The sequence below is a fragment of the Sorangium sp. So ce887 genome, assembly GCF_051521455.1.
Taxonomy (GTDB): Bacteria; Myxococcota_A; Polyangia; order Polyangiales; family Polyangiaceae; genus Sorangium.
In genome coordinates this window covers 9,172,638-9,192,623 of sequence record NZ_CP150354.1, presented here as the reverse complement: position 1 = coordinate 9,192,623, position 19,986 = coordinate 9,172,638, and the positions used below count along the sequence as shown (strand labels likewise).

Here is a 19,986-nt window from a genome sequence, read left to right as displayed (position 1 = left end):
CGCGCCCGCGCTCCTCGCCTGGATCAGGCGCGGCCGCGGCCGCGGACGAGCTCGGAGACGGCCTCTCCCAGGCCCTCGAGCGTGAGCGCGAACATCGGGAAGATCCCCTTGATCGCGTCGACGGTCGGGTGCGGGTAGGGGCCGATCCCGTCCGGGTTCAGCCACACGGCGCGGTCGAAATGGTCGCGGAGCATCATCAGCCACGCGACGCCGGGCAGCCGCGCGTCGGGCTCGAACGAGGAGCCCGCCCCGCCGCCGTAGCCCGACGAGCCGAGCAGCTCGTAGGGCGCCATCGAGGCGTCTCCGACCATCACGAGCTTGTGCTGCTTGCCGCACTCGCGGAGCAGCTCCCGCACCGGGACAGGGTCCTGTAACCCTTCGGTTCTATACAGCTTTTCGTAGACGCAGTTGTGGAAGTAGTAGCTCCTCAGCTCCTTCCAGTGCGTCGCGCGCTTCGCCGCGCTGAACAGCTGTGACACGAGCGCGGCGCTGGGATCCATCGAGCCGCCCACGTCCATCATCAGGATCACGCGCGTGTTCGGCCGGCGCGGGGGCCGCGTGACGATCTCGATCTCGCCCGCGTTCCTGGCCGTCGCGTCGATCGTCGCCTCGATGTCGAGCTCGCGGTCGCCTCCCTCGCGCGCGAAGGCGCGCAGCTTGCGCAGCGCCACCTCGATCTGGCGCACGTCGAGCGTGAGATCGCTGCGATAAGGCCGGTAGCGGCGCGCGTCGGCGTTCTGCACGGCGCCGCTGCGCCCGCCCGCGGAGCCGCCGACCTGGATGCCGCTCGGGTTGAAGCCGCCGCGGCCGAACGGCGAGGTGCCGCCGGTCCCGATCCACCGGTTCCCCCCGTCGTGGCGCTCCCGCTGCTCGCGGAGGCGCTCCTCGAACCGCCGGAGCACCTCCTCCAGGTCGAGCTCCTCGATCATCGCCTTCTCCTCCTCGGAGAGGGCGCGCATCTTGACCGGATCCCGGAGCCACGAGAGGAGCTCCTCCGCGATCGCCTTGGCCTCCACGTGCACGCCGCGGAAGTGCTGGGCGAACGCGAGATCGAAGTCGTCGAGGTGCGCCTCGGAGTGGACAAGGAGCGCCCGCGCGACGTGGTAGAAGCCGTCGAGCGAGCTCTCGTGAACCCCCGCGGCGAGCGCGCGCGCGAGGCCGATCGCCTCCTGGGCGCCGACAGGGACCTTGCGGGCCCGGAGCTCGTAGAGGAACTCGACGAACATCGCTACGACCGGTACCGCCTGCCGCCGGCCAGCTGGTCGGCCAGGGCCGTCAGGTCCTGCTCCTTCTTGAGCAGCGCGCCCAGGAACGGCAGCGTCTTGTCGAGCTTCACCTCGCTCACGCCCGCCCTGCGCAGCACGGCGATCCAGTCGATGAGCTCGCTCGTCGAGGGCCGCTTCCGGATCCGGGTGTTCTTCCGGATCTCGTAGAAGACCTGCATCGCCTGATCGGCCAGCGACCGATCGAGCTCGGGGTGGTGGACGCGGACGATCTCCCGCATGAGCTCTGCGTCCGGGAAATCGATGAAATGGAAGACGCAGCGGCGCAGGAAGGCGTCCGGCAGCTCCTTCTCGTTGTTGCTGGTGATGAGTACGACCGGCCGCTCCCGGGCGGCGATCTCATCGCCCGTCTCGGTGATGCGGAAGCGCATCCGATCGAGCTCGTGGAGGAGGTCGTTCGGGAACTCGAGGTCTGCCTTGTCGACCTCGTCGATGAGGAGCACGACCCGCATGGAAGCGCTGAACGCCCTCCCGAGGGGGCCGAGCTTGATGTACCGCCGGATGTCGCGCACGTCGCCGTCGCCGAAGCGCGCGTCGTAGAGCCGTTGCACGGTGTCGTACACGTAGAGCCCGTCCTGGGCCCGCGTGGTGCTCTTGACGTGCCAGGGGATGAGCTCGGCGGACAGGCTCTGCGCGACGGCCTCGGCGAGCAGCGTCTTGCCGGTGCCGGGCTCTCCCTTGACGAGGAGCGGCCGCTCCAGGACCAGCGCGCAGTTGACGGCGGCCTCGAGCGCCTCGCTTGTGAGGTAGCGTTCGGTGCCTCGAAAGCGGCGGAAATCGGACATGCCGAACGGTAGCACCCGCCGGAGCGCGCGGGCGGAGCGCGCCGGGGTCAGAGCCAGTCGCGCGCGGCGGGCGCCGACGGTCGTCTCGGCGAAGGCGGGCGCGATGGACGCGGGAAAGGGCTGGGACACGCAGCGAGGGCCCGGGCTCCTCGGTAGGGGGCGGCGCGATGACAGCGCGGCCGGGGGAGCCCAGCGCGAGAGAGGGCGGGAGGAGGGCCTGTTCCCCTCCAAGTACACGCCTTTGCCCCGCAATCGCGCGGTGAATCCGCGAGAGGAGCGCTGACGCCGCATCGCGGCGCGCGCTTCTGGGCATGCTCCTTGAATAGCGCTTGTCCGGAGCCGGGGCCGGGACCCAGGTGCACACCGAGACTCGAGCGGGAGGGATCGATGAGCGCGAGATCGCAGCCAGACGTGATCTGCTTTTCGCACCTGCGTTTCAGCTTCGTGTTTCAGCGGCCACAGCAACTGCTCACGCGCTGCGCGCGGCGGCGCGGTGTCTTCTTCTTCGAAGAGCCGGTGTTCGACGGCGGGCCTCCGCGTCTCGAGGAGACCGCGACCCAGCATGGCGGCCTCTGCGTCGCGACTCCACACCTGCCTTCCGGCACCGAGCCGTCGCGGGCCTCCGCCATGCAACGCGAGCTCCTCGACGGCATGATGAAGCGCCACGCGATGAGCGACTGCGTGCTCTGGTATTACACGCCAATGGCGCTCTCGTTCTCTCGGCACCTCGTGCCCGCGGCGACGGTGTACGATTGCATGGACGAGCTCTCGGCCTTCTCCGGGGCGCCCCCGGCGCTCAAGGTGCGCGAGGCCGAGCTCCTGCGCCGCGCCGACCTGGTCTTCGCCGGCGGCGCGAGCCTCTACGAGGCGAAGCGCGCGCTGCACCCGCGCGTGCACGCGTTTCCGAGCAGCGTCGACGTCGCGCACTTCGCCCGCGCGCGCGCCGCTTCCCGCGTCGAGCCCGCCGACCAGGCGGAGATCCCGCGGCCGCGCCTGGGTTTCTTCGGCGTCATCGACGAGCGCATGGATCTCGATCTCCTCGCCGCCGTGGCCGCGCTGCGGCCGGCCTGGCAGATCGTGCTCGTGGGGCCGGTGGTCAAGATCGACCGGGCGACGCTGCCCCGCGCGCCGAACATTCATGTCCTGGGGCAGAGGCGATATGAAGAGCTCCCCGCGTATCTCGGGGGCTGGGACGTGGCGCTCCTGCCCTTTGCCCGGAACGATGCCACGCGGTTCATCAGCCCCACGAAGACGCCGGAGTACCTGGCCGGCGGCAGGCCCGTCGTCTCGACGTCGATCCGCGACGTGGTGCGGCCCTACGGCGAGCTCGGGCTCGTGCGCATCGCGGACGCGCCCGGCGACTTCGTGGCCGCCGTCGAGGCGGCCCTCGCCGAGGAGCGCGGCGCGCTGCTCGCGCGCGCGGACGACTTCCTCGGGCAGGGCTCGTGGGACGCCACCTGGGCCAGGATGGAGCGGCTCCTCGAGGGGGCGCTGGAGGCTCGCGGCCGGGCCGCGACGAGGAGGTGAGCCATGTTCGATTACCTCATCGTCGGCGCAGGCTTCGCCGGGTGCGTCCTCGCCGAGCGGCTCGCCCGCGGCGCCGGCAAGAAGGTCCTGCTCTGCGACGTGCGCATGCACATCGGCGGGAATGCGTACGACCATCACGACGCCGCTGGCATCCTCGTGCACAGGTATGGACCGCACATCTTCCACACGAACTCTCGGGAGGTCTTCGATTACCTGTCGCAGTTCACCGAGTGGCGTCCCTACCAGCACCGCGTGCGCGCCTGGGTCGACGGGCAGCTCCTGCCCATCCCGATCAACCTCGACACGATCAACGGCCTCTACGGCCTGAGCCTCAATGCGCTGGAGGTCGAGGGCTTCCTCGCCTCGAGGGCCGAGCGGCGCGAGAGCATCCGCACGTCGGAGGACGTGATCGTCAGCAAGGTGGGGCGCGAGCTCTACGAGAAATTCTTCCGCAGCTACACGCGCAAGCAGTGGGGCCTCGACCCGTCGGAGCTCGACGCCTCGGTGACGGCGCGCGTCCCGGTCCGCACGAACCGGGACGACCGCTACTTCGCCGACACCTACCAGGCCATGCCGCTCCACGGGTTCACGCGGATGTTCGAGCGGATGGTCGACCACCCGGGCATCAAGATCCTGCTCAACACGGACTACCGCGAGATCTGCCATGCCGTCCCGCACCGCGAGGTGATCTACACAGGCCCGGTCGACGCCTATTTCGATTACCGGTTCGGGAAGCTGCCCTATCGCTCGCTCGAGTTTAAGTTCGAGACGAAGGACCAGGAGGTGTACCAGGCGGCGCCTGTCATCAACTATCCGAACGAGTACAACTACACCCGGGTCACCGAGTTCAAGTACCTTACCGGCCAGGCGCACCCGAGGACGACGATCGTCTACGAGTTCCCGAAGGGCGAGGGTGACCCGTACTACCCCGTGCCGCGGCCGGAGAATGCGGCGCTTTATCGCAAGTACGAGGAGCTCGCCCGGTCGACCGCCGGCGTCCACTTCGCCGGCCGGCTCGGCACGTACCGTTACTACAACATGGACCAGGTCGTCGCCCAGGCCCTCACCCTCTACACGAAGCTGACGGGCGCCCCGGGCTGGCGATCCCTCGCGGAGGCGGCGTGAGCAGGGCGGCCGGGGAGGGCGGCGATCCGGCGATCGAGCTCTGGGGCGGCGTCGAATGCACGGTGAACCGTGTCCGCGACGTGTACCACGATCAGCTCGATCGGAACGGCCACGCGCACCGGCTCGACGACCTCGACCGCTTCGCCGATCTCGGGATCCGGGCGCTGCGGTACCCCGTGCTCTGGGAGCGCACGGCGCCCGACGGCTGCGCGCGCTTCGCGTGGGCCGACGCGCGCCTCGGGAGGCTGCGCGACCTCGGCGTGCGGCCGATCGTGGGGCTCGTCCACCACGGCAGCGGGCCACCCCGGACGAGCCTCCTCGATCCGAGCTTCGTCGAGGGGCTCGCGCGCTTCGCCCGCGCGGTGGCCGAGCGCTACCCGTGGGTCGAGGACTACACGCCGGTGAACGAACCGCTCACCACGGCGCGCTTCTCCGGCCTCTATGGCCACTGGTACCCGCACGGGCAGGATGGCCGCGCCTTCGTCCGCGCGCTCCTCACGCAGTGCCGCGCGATCGCGGCGGCGATGCGCGCCGTCCGCGAGATCAACCCCCGCGCGCGCCTGGTGCAGACAGAGGATCTCGGGCGGACGTTCAGCACGCCGCTGCTCGCGTACCAGGCGCAGCACGAGAATCACCGCAGGTGGTTGAGCCTCGATCTGCTCATGGGTCGAGTGGACCGGGATCACCCGTTCTATCCCCAGCTCCTCGAGTGGGGCGTGTCCCCCGGCGAGCTCGAGGCGTTCGTCGCGTCGCCCTGCCCGCCGGACATCCTCGGCATCAATTACTACATCACGAGCGAGCGGTTCATCGACGAGCGCCTCGATCGCTATCCGCCGGGGATGCACGGCGGCAATGACAGGCACGTCTACGCCGATCTCGAGGCCGTGCGCGTGGTCGCCGAAGGCGTGGGCGGGCATCTCCCGTGCCTCCTGGAGGTCTGGGAGCGTTACCGGCGGCCAGTCGCGATCACCGAGGCGCACCTGGGCGGCTCCCGCGAGGAGCAGCTCCGCTGGCTGGCCGAGGCGTACCGCGCGGCGGTGGACGCGCGCGCGGCGGGCGCGGACGTGCGGGCGATGACCGTGTGGGCGCTGCTCGGCTCATTCGACTGGGACAGCCTCGTCGTGCGCGATCGCGGGCGCTACGAGCCGGGCGTCTTCGACGTCCGCGGCGAGGCGCCGCGACCGACCGCGCTGGCCCGGCTCGTCCGTGCGCTCGCGCGCGGGGAGCCCTTCGACCACCCGGTGCTCTCGTCTCCGGGGTGGTGGCGCCGCCCGGAGCGGCTGCTCTATCCGGCGGTCAGCGTCGAAGAGCGCGACGGCGCGACGCGCGTCGAGCCGTCCGGCGGCCCGACCGGGCGGCCCGAGGGGCCGCCGATCGTGATCGCCGGCGCCACGGGCACGCTCGGCAACGCGTTTGCGCGCCTGTGCGCTCACCGCGGGCTGCCGCACCGCCTGCTGAGCCGCCTCGAGATGGACATCGCCGATCCCGCTTCGGTCGAGCGCGCCCTCGAGCGTCACGCGCCGTGGGCGGTCATCAACACCGCGGGCCATGCGCGCATCGACGACGCGGAGCTCGAGCCTCACCGCTGCGCGCGCGAGAACGCCTCCGGGCCCGCGGTGCTCGCTGCGGCGTGCCGTGAGCGCGGCGTCCGGCTCGTCACGTTCTCCTCGGATCAGGTCTTCGACGGCACCGGCACGACACCTTATGTCGAGACCGACCCGGCGAGGCCGCTCAGCGCGTACGGGCGGAGCAAGGCGGCTGCCGAGCAACAGGTGCTCTCGATCCTTCCGGCGGCGCTGGTGGTGCGCACGGCGGCGCTCATCGACCCCTGGGACGAGGCCGGCTTCGTCGCCGCCGCCCTGCGCGCGCTCCGTGACGGCCGCCCCTTCAGCGCGGCCGAGGATCTGATCGTGACGCCGACCTACACACCCGACCTCGCCGACGCGACCCTCGATCTCCTGATCGACGGCGAGGGCGGCCTCTGGCATCTGGCGAACCGCGACGCGGTGACCTGGGCTGAGCTCGCTGCGCGGAGCGCCGCGCTGGCGCGCCTGGACACGGCGCTCGTCGTCCGTTGCCCTGGCAGCGCGCTCGGCTTCGTCGCGCCGCGTCCCCGGTACAGCGCGCTCGGTAGTCAGCGAGGGCTCCTGCTCTCGGCGCTCGACGATGCGCTCGCGCGCTATCTCTCCACCGCGGTGGCGACCCAGCTCGACCGTGAGGCCGCTTGAGCCGGGACGGACGACCAGGGCTTCACCGCCGGTGACGGACATCCCCGTTGACCTCCACGAGAATGCGGCGCCTCGTGATGACGGATGACTCTCTGCTTCATTGGCGCATCATCCGTCGAGGGCGGCGACACGTCTGCTTCACCGGAGGAAAAGTGGCGCGACTCGGTGGCGCTGCTTGCCCCTACCTGCGTGAGCGCCTAGCCTGGGCCGCAGACGTAACCACGAATTCGCGGAGAGACACGCCATGATGCCGATGATGAGCATGCCGATGATGGGCTCGATGGGGATGATGCCTCAGATGATGGGTCAGATGCCCCAGATGGGGATGATGCCCCAGATGATGGGGATGATGCCTCAGATGATGGGGATGATGCCTCAGATGATGGGGATGATGCCCCAGATGATGGGTCAGATGCCCCAGATGATGGGTCAGATGCCCCAGATGGGGATGATGCCCCAGATGATGGGTCAGATGCCGATGATGGCGCGGATGACCTGTGAGATGGACAAGGAGGGGATGGTCTGCAAGATGATGCCCATGGATGGCGCGAGCATGGATATGCTGCGCCAGCGCTGCGAAGCCATGATGAAGATGATGGGCATGGGCATGCCGATGATGCTGATGTGCGGCAGCATGCCGATGATGATGGGCATGAGCACCGGCATGGGCATGAGCAGCGGCACGAGCGGGATGAGCAACATGGGCGGCGGTTCGAACGTCGCCAGCATGAGCAAGTGAACGCGCGCTCCTGTCGCAGCGCCTGATCCCCTCCAGGCGCAGGGCACGAGGCTCGCTTCTTCTCCTGGCGTTCCCCGCGTCGCGGCGGCTCAATCCGCCGATCGCACCGGTCAGCCCGTCTTCTCGACGTACGTCATCACCAGGTACATGATGACGGTCAGCTTGGTGGGGTTCCTGTACTGGTGAGGCACGTCGGCCTCGAACAGGATCGCGTCGCCCGTCGCGAGCAGGTGGCGCTCGGCGCCGACGATCATCTCCAGTGTTCCTGACGTCACCACGAGGTTCTCGATCGTGCCCGGCGGGTGCGGATCCGCGTGCTCCGTGGCGAGGGGAGCGAGCCTGAGCTCGTAGAACTCGACGGTCCTCGGCACATCGAACGGGAACAGGGCGCGCGAGGAGAACGAGCCGTCGTGCGACGTCAACACCTTGGCGCGCGCGGCCGGGATGAGCGCTGTGCCGCCGAGCGACTGATCGCTGATCAGCGTCGAGAAGGGCACGCCCAGCGCCCGGGAGATCTTCCAGAGCACGTTGATCGTCGGCGTGCTCTGGCCGAGCTCGATCTGGCTGAGCATCGCCCGGCTCACGCTCGACGCCTTCGCCAGCCGCTCGAGGGAGAGCCCGCGCTTGGTCCGGAGGCGGCGCAGGTTGGCACCGACGATGCCGGTGAGCGCCGAGGAGGCATCGTGCGGGGCCATCTCGTAGGTCCAGGCCCCGTCGGATGTCTCGTCCACGTCCCGCTGCGACGGCTCCTTCTGCGGCCCGTCCGCCGTCGCTCGGCTGGCGTACGAGCCCGCAAGGCCAGCAGAGCTCTCTGGCCTGCGGTGCGAACGCGGTCCGGCGAGCGGTGAGGAGCTCTCCGTCGCCCCAGTGGACGCATCCACGCCGTTCGTGTAGCCCGGCACGGGCAACGAGGAATCGAACGGCTCGCCGGGAACCAACCCGGAAGAGGCGCGCGGCGTGTTCTGGCGGACCGATTTCATCGCAGCTGCCAGACTGGCGTCCACGTCCACACGGGGAACCACCAGAGGGCGGCCTGCATGGTCAACGAGCTGCCCGACGACATCTCCATCTCCCTGCCGTTCTCGAGGGCACGCTCGTTCCGAGCCACCCGCCGCTGCTGTCGGTACTCCTCCAGATCGATCACCTGAGCACTCTGGGCGCGCATCCGATTTACCTCCAACCCCTAGCCCTATCATCCGTTATAACGGATTGTATGTCAAGGGATAGCTCGGCCATGACGCATCGTTCTAGGCTCGTTGCGTCAACCGTGGCACCACCGAGCAATCTCGTCCTTTGCGCAATGTGTCGTATTTTGCGCCTGGAATCGAGAGCGTGTGCGCTATAGGTGGAAAATTACCTCAAAGAAGTATTGCGGCGAAGCGTGGTGAATTGCGCTTTGCGTTAGTTTTGGAAAGCGCAGAGCGGAGCGCCGCCGAGATAGTGGACGAGGCGGAGCGCTCGGATCGTGCGCTCGCCCGCGATCGTCCGTCCCTTCAGGGGGCGTCGTCTGTAGGCGCGCAGGGGTGAGAGGGTCGGGCGTGTCCGTGCCTCTCCGCGGTTGCCCGTTGTCGTACCCCGCACGGATGCGCCGCTCGGTCCGGTGCCTTCCAGGAACATTCTGCGCGCGCCGTCCTCTGTCCCTCCGTCGCAGCGTGGTTGTGGAGCCGTGGCGCTTCGCGGCGTCATGAGCGCTCATCGCGACATCACGAACACACAAGGAGGCAGCCATGGCGGGCGTCGACGTGGGGGGTGGCGAGAGGCGGGCGCGGAACAGCGAGATCAACATGATCCCGTTCATCGATCTGTTGATGGTGACGATCGCCTTTCTCCTGATCACCGCGGTGTGGGTCACGAGCTCGCGCCTCAAGACCAGCGCAGAGGCGCCGGCCGCCGCCGGGTGCGGAGAGGAGTGCCAGAAGGAGCCTCTCAAGACGATGCACGTCCACGTCGGTGAGGACAGCTTCAACCTGGTGTGGAAGCAGGGCGCGACCGTGCTGAGCGAGGTGAGCGTACAAAAACATCCTGTCGAGATCGGCGCGGCGGGGGCCACCGCGATTCGCTACAGAGACCTCAGCGAGGCCATCCAGCGCGAGTGGGAGCGGGGCGGCGAGCACCGCGCCCCGAGCGACCGCCGCGCCGACCAGGCCGTGCTCCACAGCGACGACAGGACCCCGTTCCGCGAGCTCGTCGCCGTGCTCGACGCCATCAACGCCCCGCGCCGTACCGTCCTGCTCGAGGACGGACGCAGCGTCGAGATGCCCGCGTTCCTCGCCACCTTCTCCGCGAGATAAGAGCGGCGCTCGGAGCGCGAATATTTGAATGGGGAACCGCGACGCCGCTAGGCCGTGAACTCGGTCGTCAGGGCTACCCAGTTCGAGGGCGGGCGAACGGCGTAGCTCAGCGCCAGCACCTCGATCAGCACCACCCGGTAGATCGCGTGGACGTCGTCGACGTCGACCTCGTGCGCGTTCGCCTCGAGGGCGGCGTCGAGGTGCTCCTGCACGAACGCGAGGACGTCGGGCTGCTCCATCGCGATGACGTCGTCCGAGTCGACCGCCTCGGCAGGGTCGTGGAGGCGGATCTGCTCGTCCAGGTTCAGCGACTCCTCGACGCCCGTGAGCGCCGTCTCGGTGACCTCGTCGAGGTCCTGGCCGAACAGCTCGTCGAAGGCGAGCCAGATGGCCAGCGTCAGGAAGTAGCCGAGGGCGAGCGCCGTCTCGTCGAGCGGGCCGGAGAGCACCGAGGAGATCCGGTCCGCCAGCGCAGGCTGCGTCTGCTCGAAGCGCGTGAACGCGTCGTCGAGCTGCTTGCGCGAGTCGTCGTCATCCTCGGCGAGCTGATCCTCGATTTCGGACAGGACGCGCGCAGGCACCTGAGCGTACGAGGGGACGGGGCGAATGGCTGCGCGGCGTACCCACACGCGGACAACCTAGCACACGATGGTGCGGCTCATGGAGCGAGCAACCGAATGCTCGACGCCGGAACCCACCCCTCCGTCGCTCCCCAGCGGACCTCCGCCAGCCCGCCCGATCTCCTGGCGACCTCGACCGACGCGCCCTCCGGGATCGGGCTCTGCGCCGCGGCGGGCAGCGCGCGCCCGCCCTCGTCGAGGAGGCGGACCTCGGGGACGACCACGACGCCTGCCCGGGTCGTGAGGCGGAGGTGCCGCGCCGCATAGGTGAGCGGCACCAGCGCGAGCAGCGCGACGAGCGCCGTCGGCGCGAGGACGCTGCCCGCGACGTGCGCGGGGCCGGCCGGACGGCGCCGCAGGACCACGCCCAGCGAGAGCAGCAGCGACGCGAGGAGCGCGGCCGCCGCCCAGGTGCGCTCCGAGGCGAGGCCGACGATGACGCGGTCGAGCGTGGGGCGCGCGTCGACCGCATCCGCGGCGCGGCGCGAGCGCCGGCGGGTGATCTCGGCGCGCACGAGATCGAGCGCGCGATCCGCGTCCGCGTCGCCCGGGCGGAGGCGCAGCGCCTCCTCGAAGGCGGCCGCCGCCCGGCCGAGGTCGCCGGGGCGATCCGCGCCCTCGCGGATGCGCGTGACGTAGGCGAGGCCGCGGTTGTAGCTCGCGTCCGGATGCACGAAGCCGCGGTCGGCGAGCAGCTCGAACGTGTCGACCGCCGCGCCGTACTCGCCGCGGCCGAGCGCCGCCGTGCCCTGCTGGAACAGCGCCTCCGGCGGCTCCGCCGGCTGCGCGCGCGCCGCGGGGGGCAGCGCCGGCGCGAGGCACGCGGCGAGGAGGAGCGCGGCGGCGAGACGGCGCCTGCGGCGGCGGCCGTTCATGCCGGCTTCCTTCGGGCGAGCTCGGTGATGACGGCGTGGCCCTTCTCGAGGAGCGCCGCGGCGGCCGCCGCGCCGCCCTCCTGCGCGGCCGGCTCGAACCGGATCGCCTCGCACGCGGCCAGCGCCTCGCACGCGCGCGCCGACAGCGGTTCGGGGACGCCGCGCTGGCCGAGCTCGTCCGGGAGCGCCGCGAGCAGGACGCCGCGGGAGCGGAGGCCCGTCGCGGACTCGATCGCCCGGTGCACGGCGCGCTCGATCGCCGCGGCCGTCGCCCCGAGATCCCCCTGCGCGGCGGCCTCTTCCGCCTCGCGTTGCGCGACCGCCGCGAGCCGGGCGGGCGAGCTCGCGCCTGCCGCGCGGCGCTCGCGCGCCTGGCGCACGAGCCGATCGCCCGCGCCGAACAGCGTGACGACGAGCGGCGGCGCGGCCAGGAGCAGCCAGAACGGCGCCCCGTCGAGGGGCAGCGTCGCGGGCGGGGAGTACGGGCCGAGCGACGTGCGGAGCCCCGGCATCCCGGCGAACGACCCGGCGCTACCGGCGGCGCCGTCGCCGGCGCCAGGCGCCCCGGACGGCGGCCCGGACGGCGCCGGCGGCGCGACCGGGGTCACCTGGACGACGCCGAGCTCGGCGCTCTCGACGACGTAGCGCTTCTGCGCCGGATCCCAGTAGGGGAGCTCGATCTTCCCGAGATCCACCGCGCCGCTCTCCTGGACGCGGACGACGTAGCCGAACGAACGGAAGCCGCCGATCGCGCCGCCGCGCGGCTCGAGCGACTCGCGCTTCTCGGGGTCGAGCCACTCGAGGCCGGTCCGCTCCGGCACCCGGAGCGACTGCGGGAAGTTCCCGGTGCCCGTGACCTGCACGGTCACGGCCACCGAGCCGCCCTGCTCGATCTGGCGCGGCTGCACCGTCGCCTTCAGGGTGAATTGACCGACGTCGCCGAGGACGTAGCCGGACGGGCGGCCGGCGAGCGGCGGCTCCGTGACCCGGACGACCACGTCGTTCGACTCGCGCAGCACGCGCGCGCCGATCCGTCGCCCCGTGATGCGCGCCTGCATGCTGCCCGTGTGCAGCTCGCCCGCCTTCAGCGGGAACAGCGCGAGCTTGTCGACGAGGCGGGCCGCGTAGCGGTGCCCCCCGACCCGCGTGTACACGGGCCGCTCGTGGCGCGGGTCCTCGAGCAGGGGGTGGCGGAGGAAGTCCGCGGTGGGCGCGGCGCGGGGCTCGCTCATCTCCGCGTTCTCGCGGAAGTACAGGTAGAACGAGACGGTGACCTGCTCGCCGACCACCGCGGTCGTCTTGTCGGGGATGGCGCGCAGGAACACCACCGGGGCGGGCTCGCTCGGCATCGCGAGCTCCGGCGCCTGGTCCTCGGGCTCGTCCTCGACCACCTCGTCGTCCAGGAGGCCGCCCGGACCGCTGAACGGCCACGGGAAGCCGTGCAGCGGGCCGCCGGGCAGCAGGAACGGGTTGTTCGGCCGGCGCGGCCGCCCGCTCGCGGGCACGACCTTGATCAGGATCGGATCCGCCGGCAGGCGCCTGCCGTTCCACACGATCGTGGGGCCCGGGATCGTGTAACGGCCGGGCTTGTTCGCGACGATCTGCCACGTCGCGCTGATGCCCAGCTGCGTGGTCATCACGCCGCCGCTGAGCTGCGTCTTCATCTGTGTCCCGATGCTCGGGCCGGAGGCGATGGAGAGGTCGGGCGGGACGCGCAGCTCCGGATCGGACGGCATGCCGGCGCCGCGCTCCACGAGCGCCTTCACCTCGACCGTGAACGGCTCGCCGACCTCGACCTCGGTGGAGCTCGCGCGCGCCGAGAGCTCCGGCTGCTGGGCGCGCGCGCGGAGGGGGGCGAGCAGCGCGAGCAGCGCGAAGAGCAGCGCCGTCGCGAGCGGCGCAAGGCGCGGGGCGGCGAGCGCGGCGAGCGCGGCGAGCGCGAGCGGGGCGGGGGAGCGCGCGGCGAGCGCGAGCGAGGCGACGGAGCGCGGCGGGCGCGTCACTTGTCCTCCATCGCGCGGCCGCGGCGCATGCCGGCTTTGCTCTTCGCTTCCTGCTCCTGGTACGTCGGCGCCTCCTCGAGCTGGTCGAGGATGCGATCGTCCTGCCGCCCGGTCGGCGGCTGCTCCTGGGGCTGCTCGGGCGGCGGTTCGGGCTGCTCGGGCGGGCCCGCGTCAGGCGGCTGATCCTGCGGGCCGGCGTCAGGGCTCTGGTCCTGGTCGCCGGCGTCCTGATCGCCGCCGTCGTCGCCGGCGTCGGGCTCGCCGCCATCGTCGCCGGCGTCCTGATCGCCGCCGTCGTCGCCGGCGTCGGGCTCGGCGTCCGGCGGTGCGTCGGGCTCGGCGTCCGGAGGGGCATCGGGCTCGGCGTCCGGCGGCGCGGCGTCCTTCTGCTCCTCGATGCGCCGCAGCGCGATGGCCCGGTTCCAGGCCGCGTCCCGGCCGATGCCGTCGCCGCCCGCCTCCTCGAAGATGCCGGGGATGATGGCCAGCGCCTGGTCGTAATACGTCACGGCGTCCTCGTACTTGCGCCGCAAGAACTCGAGGTTGCCCGCGAGGTAGCGGGCGCGCGCGCGCAGGTCGGCCGGCACGCTCGGATCGGCGCCGATCGCCTTCACCAGGATCAGCGCGCAGTCGATCTCGATCCCGCGCAGCGCGTCGTTCTGCTCCTGCTCCGGCCCGCCGTCCGCGAGCCCCTCGTCGCCGAACCGGTGGCCGTAGCGCTCGGCCAGGTGGAACAAAGTCAGCCCGAGGTCGAACGAGCCGTTCGGCTTCTGGCGCACGGAGTCCGGCAGCCCGATGCCGGCGTCGCTGCACGCGCCCGTCCCCAGGTAGCTCTCGAGCGCCTGCTCGGCGGACTCGAGGTCGCCCGCGTCGAGATCGCGGATCGCCTGATCGACGGCCGGCGCGTTCCGCTCGAACGGGGACGACGGATCCCACCCGCTGCACCCCGTCGCCGCCGAGAACGCGGCCCCGGTGAGGCACGCCGCGGCGAGCCCCATCGCGAGCCAGCGCCCGTGGCGCTCGAAGAACCCGGAGAGATCTACCCGCTTGCGATCACGACGCGGCATGCTGCCCTCCCGCGTTGCCCTCCGCCGCCGGCCCCGCCTCCGCGGCGAGGTCTGCGCCGCCCGCGCGCCCCTTCAGCAGCGCGGCGCGCTTCGGCGTGGCCTTGGGGCTCGTCGCCACGAACCGCCGGCGCGGAGCGTCCTTGAGGAACACCTCGGCGATGAGGAGCAGGATCGCGAGGCCGAGCGGGTAGAAGTAGACGTCCGCATAGACCGTCTCGACCCGCTCCGAGAGCTCGCTCTTCATCTGCCGCCTGAGCTCCGCCGCGATCGTCTCGATGCCCGTGGTCCCCTTCTCCGCGCGGATGATCTGCCCTCCCGGCGTCGCCTGCGCGATCGACGCGAGCTGCTGCTCGCCCGACAGCGACAGCTCGGTCGTGAGCGGCTTGCCCTGGCGGTCGGTCCGCCACCCGACGATGCGGCCGTCGGGGCCGATCTCCGGGATCGGCTCCGGCGTGCGACCGCCGATCTGCACGACGTGGATCGTCGTGCCCTGGGCGCCGATCGCCTGGGCGACGCTCAGCGGGTAGCCCTCGAGATCCTCGCCGTCGGTGACGACCAGGATGATCCGCTTGTGCTCGGTGGACTTCGGATCGCGCTTCAGGAGGTCGTTCGCCTGGTCGAGCGCGCGCGCGATCGCGGTGCCGCCGATCGGCATGTCGTTCGGGTCGAGCTGGCGGAAAAATTGAGCGATCGCGGCGCCGTCGGCGGTGAGCGGGAAGCCCATCGGCTCGCCGGCGAACGCGACCGCGCCGAAGCGCGCGCCCTCGAGATCCTTGATCAGGCGGGCGACCTCGACCTTCGCCCGGAAGATGCGGGAAGGCTCGACGTCGCGCGCGTACATGCTCTTCGAGTAGTCGAGCACGACCACCACGTCGACGTTGGTCGCCGGCACGAGCCGCGTGCCCTTGCCGTACTGAGGCCGCGCCGCGGCCACGAACGCGAGCGCGGTCGCGAGCACGAGGAGGACGCCCTTCCACGCGCGGCGCTTCGCCGGGTCGGCGGTGGTGAGCGCCTTCACGCGATCCTCGTCGCCGAAGCGCTTGATGGCGCGCGCCACGCCGAAGCCGCCGAGGATGAGCAGGAGGCCGATCAGCGCGGCGAACGCCGTGCCGAGCAGGAACCACGGGGCCGCAAAGTTCACGGGAACCTCCGGAGCAACCAGGCGCGCAGGAGCGCGTCGAGCCCGATCAGCAACACCCCGGGCAGGAGCAGGAACGGGAAGAGATCCTCGTACGCGGCGCTCGACGCCTCGAAGCGGGTCGTCTCCAGCCGGTCGAGCACGTCGTGCATGCTGTCCGCGAGCGCCTTCGCGTCGGTCGCCACGTATGACTCCCCGCCGGTCTTCTGCGCGATCTCCTGGAGCAGCGCGGGGTTCACCGGGAAGCGGTGCCGCACGTAGCGCGGCTGCCCGAAGAGATCGACGCCGTCCTCGACCTCGACCTCGTCGTCGGTGCCGATCTGGATCGTGTAGACCTTCACGCCGAGCGAGGTCGCGAGGTGGGTCGCGTACTCGGGGGAGATCGCCCCCGCGTTCGAGTCGCCGTCGGTCAGGAGGATGACGACCTTCGACTGCGCGTCGCTCCTGCGCAGGCGGGCGACCGCGGTGCCCAGCGCGTCGCCGATCGCCGTCGCGCTGCCGTCGATCACGTTGAGCGTCATCTGCGAGACCATCTGCGTCAGCAGGTGGTAGTCGAGCGTCGGCGGCGACAGCACGTACGCGGCCTTGCCGAAGACGACGACGCCGAGGCGATCGGTCTTCCTGCGGCCGATGAAGTCCTGGAGGACGAGCTTGGCCGTGTCGAGCCGGGTCAGCCGCTTGCTGCGCGGCAGCTTCGGCTGGCCGGGGAGGTCGCTCGGCCGCGCGTCGAGGATCGCGCGCATCGAGCCCGACAGGTCGAGCGCCACGACGATGTCGATGCCCCTGTCGTCCGTGCGCTGCTCGCGGAGCACGCTGACCGGCCGCCCCATCGCCAGGATCAGGAGCGCGAGCGCGACGGTGCGCAGCACGCCCGGCAGGTCGCGCAGATGGCTGCGCAGGCCGCGCGGGCCGCGCACGAGCGGCGCGACCGTGCCGAGCCGGAGCCGCGGCTTGCGCGCGTCCTCCGCGAAGATGCCCCAGTACCAGACGACCGGCACCGCGAGGAGCGCGAGCAAGAACCACGGGGTCTGCCAGCTCGCGCCCGTCCAGGCGTCGCGGCGGGCCAGGTAGGGGTAAACGCCGGCGAGCGCGGCGACGACCAGCGTCGCCCCGATCGCGAGCGCCGCCCGCCTCGCGCGGCTCAAGGCGCCTCCTCCGGCGCCCGGGACGGGCGAGCGGGCGGGGGCTGCTTGGCGGCGGGCGGGCCTCCGGGCCCTGTGCCCTCGGCGGGCCGCACCGCCGGCGGCGTCGTGCGGTGCACGACGACCTCGCCGCGCTCGATCGCCTCGAGGCAGTCGGCCTCGCTCGGCTGGAGGCGCGCGAACTTCACGAGGTCACAGTCGGCGAGGAACCGCGCGATCTGCGGCAGCACCGGCACGGGCGGGCGCACCCGCGCGAGCAGCGCGCGCATCTCGTCGCTTGTCGTCTCGAGGCCGTCGAAGCCGTACCGCGCGCCGAGGTACTTGCGCACGCTGTCGCTCACGCGATCGAAGTACTCGTCGGTCCGCCCCTCGCTGAGCAGGCTCGAGCGTCGGAGCGCCTCGAGCTCCTCGAGCGCGGCGACCCACGGCAGCTTGGGCGGCGGGGCGGCCACAACGCGGGGCCGGCGCATCCAGCGCCGGACCAGCCAGGCCACGATGAGCCCGAGCGCCGCGCCGATGAGGATGCCGGCCGTGAGCTGCTTCGCGAGCACCCACTCCTCCCGCTGCGGCCGCGGCGGCGGGTTCGGCCTGACCTTGGGATCCCGCTCGTTGGCGATCGGATCCTCGACCACGATCTCGTGCGGCCGGGTGCAGACGGTGACGAGCTCCCCGCTCGCGCGGGACACGGCGATCGGCACCGGCGGCAGCTGCAGCACGCTCCTGCCCGGCTCCTTGGGGAGCGGGACGAACGGGATGACCAGCCGGGTCGTCGCGCCCGTGTCGGTCGCCGTCGTCGTGCTGGTCGGCCCGGCGCCCGCGTCGGCCTCGGGCAGGATGAACCCCGCCTTCTCCAGCGCGCGCGCCGCGTCGCTGTCGCCCTGGACCTTGAACCCCTCCGGCAGCACTGTCTCGCCCTTGCCGTGCGCGACCGTGATCTCGAGGGGCGCGGCGTACCCGCTGAACCCGTTTTTCGGGAACGTCTCCTGGATCTTGGGCCGCGTCGCGCCGGCCGGCACGTGCTCCGCGCACGAGGCCCACACGCTCCCGCCGCGCTCCGTCGCGGCGGGCGCCGGCGGCGGCGGCGGCGGCGGCGGCGCGTCGTCGTCGTCCCGAGCGGCGGGCCCGCCGGCACCGCCCGCGTCCGGCTGCTGCGCGAGCGCCGGCGCCGCGCACGCGAGCGCCGCCGCGAGCGCGGCCCACGCGGGCAGGCGCGCGGCGGGCGAGGTGCCCGCGCCGTTGATCCAGGAGCGGCGCGGCCTCATCGCCTGAGCCTCCGCGCCCGCTTGGCGAACAGGTCGCGCAGCGGCGTCACGAAGCTCTCCCCCGTCTTCACCACCACGGCGTCGAGCGCGAGCTTCTTGAAGAGCTTGTCCCGGTCGCCCCGCAGCTTGCGCATGGCGGTGCGGTAGTGGTCGCGCACCGCCCGGTCACCGGTGTCCACCACGACCTCCTCGCCGGTCTCCAGGTCCTCGAAGGTCGCGAGCCCCACGTCGGGCAGCTCCTCGTCGCGCGGGTCGACAAGCATCACCGGGATCACGTCGTGCTTCGCGCTCGCGAGCGAGAGCGAGCGCTCGAAGCCGGTGGCGAAGAAATCGCTGATCACGAACGCCACGCTCCGCCGCTTCGCCACCTTGACCAGGGTCTCGAGCGCGAGCTTCAGGTTCGTCCCCGTGTACTTCGGCTCGTGCCCGAGGATCTCCCGGATGACGCGCATCACGTGCTTGTCCCCCTTCTTCGGCGGCACGAGCTTCTCGATGGCCTCGGTCGCGAGCACGAGGCCCACGCGATCGTTGTTCTTGATGGCGCTGAACGAGCAGAGCGCCGCGATCTCGGCGGCGATGCGCGCCTTCGACGCGCGCCGCGTGCCGAACTGCTCGCTCTGCGAGGCGTCGACGACCAGCATGACGGTCATCTCGCGCTCCTCGACGAACACCTTCACGAACGGCTCGCTCATGCGGGCCGAGACGTTCCAGTCGATCCAGCGCACGTCGTCGCCGGGCATGTAAGCGCGGACCTCGCGGAACGAGAGGCCCTGCCCCTTGAAGACGGACGAGTACGTGCCGGAGAGCTGCTCGTTGGCGAGCCGTCGCGTCCGGATCTCGATGCGCCGGAGCTGCTTCAGGAGCTCGGGCGGCAGCGGGTTCTTCGAGCCCGAGGCCTTGATCACGGCACCTCGACCACCTCGAACACGCGCCGGACGATCTGCTCGGACGTCACCTCCTCGGCCTCCGCCTCGTAGGTCAAGACGACGCGGTGCCGGAGCACGTCGGGGCCGATCGCCTTCACGTCCTCCGGCGTCACGTAGCCGCGGTGGCGCAGGAAGGCGTGCGCGCGCGCCGCGAGCGCCAGCGCGATCGAGGCGCGCGGGCTCGCCCCGTACTCGATGAGGCTGCTCAGCTCCCGCATCCCCTTCTGCCCGGGCTCGCGGGTCGCGAAGACCACGTCGACGATGTAGTCCTTCACGCGATCATCCATGTACACGTCGCGCACGACCTTGCGCGCGGAGACCAGGTCTTCGGGCGTCGTCACCTTCGCGGCCTTGCCCTCGATCACCGCGGTCGTGCGGTCGATGATCAGCCGCTCCTCGGCGCGCGCGGGGTACCCGACCTTGACCATGAGCATGAACCGGTCGACCTGCGCCTCCGGGAGCCGGTAGGTCCCCTCCTGCTCGATCGGGTTCTGGGTCGCCATGACCACGAACGGGCTCGGCAGCGGGTAGGTCGTGTCGCCGATGGTGACCTGCCGCTCCTGCATCGCCTCGAGCAGCGCGCTCTGCACCTTCGCCGGGGCGCGGTTGATCTCGTCGGCGAGCACCAGGTTCGCGAAGATCGGGCCGAGCTTCGAGGTGAAGTCGCCCTTCTGGTGGTTGTAGATGACGGTGCCGATGAGGTCGGCGGGCAGGAGATCCGGCGTGAACTGGATCCGGGAGAACTTCGCCTCGATGGCGTCGCAGAGCGTCCGCACCGTGAGCGTCTTCGCGAGCCCCGGGACGCCCTCGAGGAGCACGTGCCCTCCGGTGAGCAGCCCGATGAGGATGCGCTCGATCATGTACGTCTGGCCGACGATGACCTTGCCAACCTCGTTGAGCAGGGTCTCGATGAAGGCGCTCTCTTTGGCGACCAGCTCGTTCAGGGCGCGTACGTCGTGCATAACGGGTGGGAGC

Annotated in this window: 18 protein-coding genes; 5 read left to right on the top strand and 13 right to left on the bottom strand. The window is 71.3% G+C overall.

What is annotated here, in order from left to right:
• Window positions 1–23: 23 nt before the first annotated feature.
• Both WMF36_RS34380 and WMF36_RS34375 read right to left on the bottom strand, forming a co-directional pair.
• On the bottom strand, window positions 24–1,226 hold the full coding sequence (locus tag WMF36_RS34380) for a vWA domain-containing protein (protein WP_437575025.1): 1,203 nt from the start codon (window positions 1,224–1,226) through the stop codon (window positions 24–26).
• A gap of 2 nt (window positions 1,227–1,228) precedes the next feature.
• On the bottom strand, window positions 1,229–2,068 hold the full coding sequence (locus WMF36_RS34375; RefSeq protein ID WP_437581990.1) for an AAA family ATPase: 840 nt from the start codon (window positions 2,066–2,068) through the stop codon (window positions 1,229–1,231).
• A gap of 387 nt (window positions 2,069–2,455) precedes the next feature.
• On the opposite strand from WMF36_RS34375, the gene WMF36_RS34370 reads away from it, so the two are divergent.
• The 4 genes from WMF36_RS34370 to WMF36_RS34355 all read left to right on the top strand — a co-directional run bounded on the left by WMF36_RS34370 (window position 2,456) and on the right by WMF36_RS34355 (window position 7,687).
• Window positions 2,456–3,595, top strand: a complete 1,140-nt coding sequence (locus tag WMF36_RS34370; protein ID WP_437575024.1) for a glycosyltransferase family 1 protein — start codon at window positions 2,456–2,458, stop codon at window positions 3,593–3,595.
• A gap of 3 nt (window positions 3,596–3,598) precedes the next feature.
• Window positions 3,599–4,720 carry a UDP-galactopyranose mutase gene (gene glf / locus WMF36_RS34365; RefSeq protein ID WP_437575023.1) on the top strand — a complete coding sequence of 374 codons (1,122 nt, stop codon included), beginning with the start codon at window positions 3,599–3,601 and terminating at the stop codon, window positions 4,718–4,720.
• On the top strand, window positions 4,717–6,948 hold the full coding sequence (locus WMF36_RS34360; protein WP_437575022.1) for a family 1 glycosylhydrolase: 2,232 nt from the start codon (window positions 4,717–4,719) through the stop codon (window positions 6,946–6,948). The genes glf and WMF36_RS34360 overlap by 4 nt, the downstream gene beginning before the upstream one ends.
• Before the next feature lie 244 nt (window positions 6,949–7,192).
• Window positions 7,193–7,687, top strand: coding sequence for a hypothetical protein (locus WMF36_RS34355; RefSeq protein WP_437575021.1), 495 nt, complete (start codon window positions 7,193–7,195; stop codon window positions 7,685–7,687).
• Between the two features lie 110 nt (window positions 7,688–7,797).
• On the opposite strand, the gene WMF36_RS34350 is transcribed toward WMF36_RS34355, so the two are convergent.
• Both WMF36_RS34350 and WMF36_RS34345 read right to left on the bottom strand, forming a co-directional pair.
• Entirely contained in the window at window positions 7,798–8,418 is a 621-nt protein-coding gene (locus WMF36_RS34350; protein ID WP_437575020.1) for a helix-turn-helix domain-containing protein, read from the bottom strand.
• Window positions 8,419–8,663: 245 nt separating this feature from the next.
• Complete coding sequence (locus WMF36_RS34345) at window positions 8,664–8,852, bottom strand: hypothetical protein (protein WP_437575019.1); 189 nt, start codon at window positions 8,850–8,852, stop codon at window positions 8,664–8,666.
• Window positions 8,853–9,414: 562 nt separating this feature from the next.
• Here WMF36_RS34345 and WMF36_RS34340 point away from each other — a divergent pair.
• Entirely contained in the window at window positions 9,415–9,978 is a 564-nt protein-coding gene (locus WMF36_RS34340) for an ExbD/TolR family protein (protein ID WP_437575018.1), read from the top strand.
• Window positions 9,979–10,025: 47 nt separating this feature from the next.
• Here WMF36_RS34340 and WMF36_RS34335 read toward each other — a convergent pair whose 3' ends face one another.
• The 9 genes from WMF36_RS34335 to WMF36_RS34295 all read right to left on the bottom strand — a co-directional run bounded on the left by WMF36_RS34335 (window position 10,026) and on the right by WMF36_RS34295 (window position 19,973).
• Window positions 10,026–10,559 carry a hypothetical protein gene (locus tag WMF36_RS34335; protein WP_157907912.1) on the bottom strand — a complete coding sequence of 178 codons (534 nt, stop codon included), beginning with the start codon at window positions 10,557–10,559 and terminating at the stop codon, window positions 10,026–10,028.
• A 77-nt stretch (window positions 10,560–10,636) separates the two neighbouring features.
• Window positions 10,637–11,473, bottom strand: a complete 837-nt coding sequence (locus WMF36_RS34330) for a tetratricopeptide repeat protein (protein WP_437575017.1) — start codon at window positions 11,471–11,473, stop codon at window positions 10,637–10,639.
• Window positions 11,470–13,476 carry a BatD family protein gene (locus WMF36_RS34325; RefSeq protein ID WP_437575016.1) on the bottom strand — a complete coding sequence of 669 codons (2,007 nt, stop codon included), beginning with the start codon at window positions 13,474–13,476 and terminating at the stop codon, window positions 11,470–11,472. The genes WMF36_RS34330 and WMF36_RS34325 overlap by 4 nt, the downstream gene beginning before the upstream one ends.
• Window positions 13,473–14,543, bottom strand: a complete 1,071-nt coding sequence (locus WMF36_RS34320) for a tetratricopeptide repeat protein (RefSeq protein WP_437575015.1) — start codon at window positions 14,541–14,543, stop codon at window positions 13,473–13,475. The genes WMF36_RS34325 and WMF36_RS34320 overlap by 4 nt, the downstream gene beginning before the upstream one ends.
• The gene (locus WMF36_RS34315) at window positions 14,530–15,684 is read right to left on the bottom strand and encodes a vWA domain-containing protein (protein WP_437575014.1); all 1,155 of its coding nucleotides are present in this window, start codon (window positions 15,682–15,684) and stop codon (window positions 14,530–14,532) included. Before WMF36_RS34315 ends, WMF36_RS34320 begins: the two co-directional genes overlap by 14 nt.
• The gene (locus WMF36_RS34310; protein ID WP_437575013.1) at window positions 15,681–16,826 is read right to left on the bottom strand and encodes a vWA domain-containing protein; all 1,146 of its coding nucleotides are present in this window, start codon (window positions 16,824–16,826) and stop codon (window positions 15,681–15,683) included. Before WMF36_RS34310 ends, WMF36_RS34315 begins: the two co-directional genes overlap by 4 nt.
• Window positions 16,823–18,085 (bottom strand): hypothetical protein, encoded by a 1,263-nt coding sequence (locus tag WMF36_RS34305; protein ID WP_437575012.1) that lies wholly within the window; start codon window positions 18,083–18,085, stop codon window positions 16,823–16,825. The genes WMF36_RS34310 and WMF36_RS34305 overlap by 4 nt, the downstream gene beginning before the upstream one ends.
• Window positions 18,082–18,990 (bottom strand): DUF58 domain-containing protein, encoded by a 909-nt coding sequence (locus WMF36_RS34300; protein WP_437479665.1) that lies wholly within the window; start codon window positions 18,988–18,990, stop codon window positions 18,082–18,084. The genes WMF36_RS34305 and WMF36_RS34300 overlap by 4 nt, the downstream gene beginning before the upstream one ends.
• Window positions 18,987–19,973, bottom strand: coding sequence for an AAA family ATPase (locus WMF36_RS34295; RefSeq protein WP_437575011.1), 987 nt, complete (start codon window positions 19,971–19,973; stop codon window positions 18,987–18,989). Before WMF36_RS34295 ends, WMF36_RS34300 begins: the two co-directional genes overlap by 4 nt.
• Window positions 19,974–19,986: the final 13 nt, after the last annotated feature.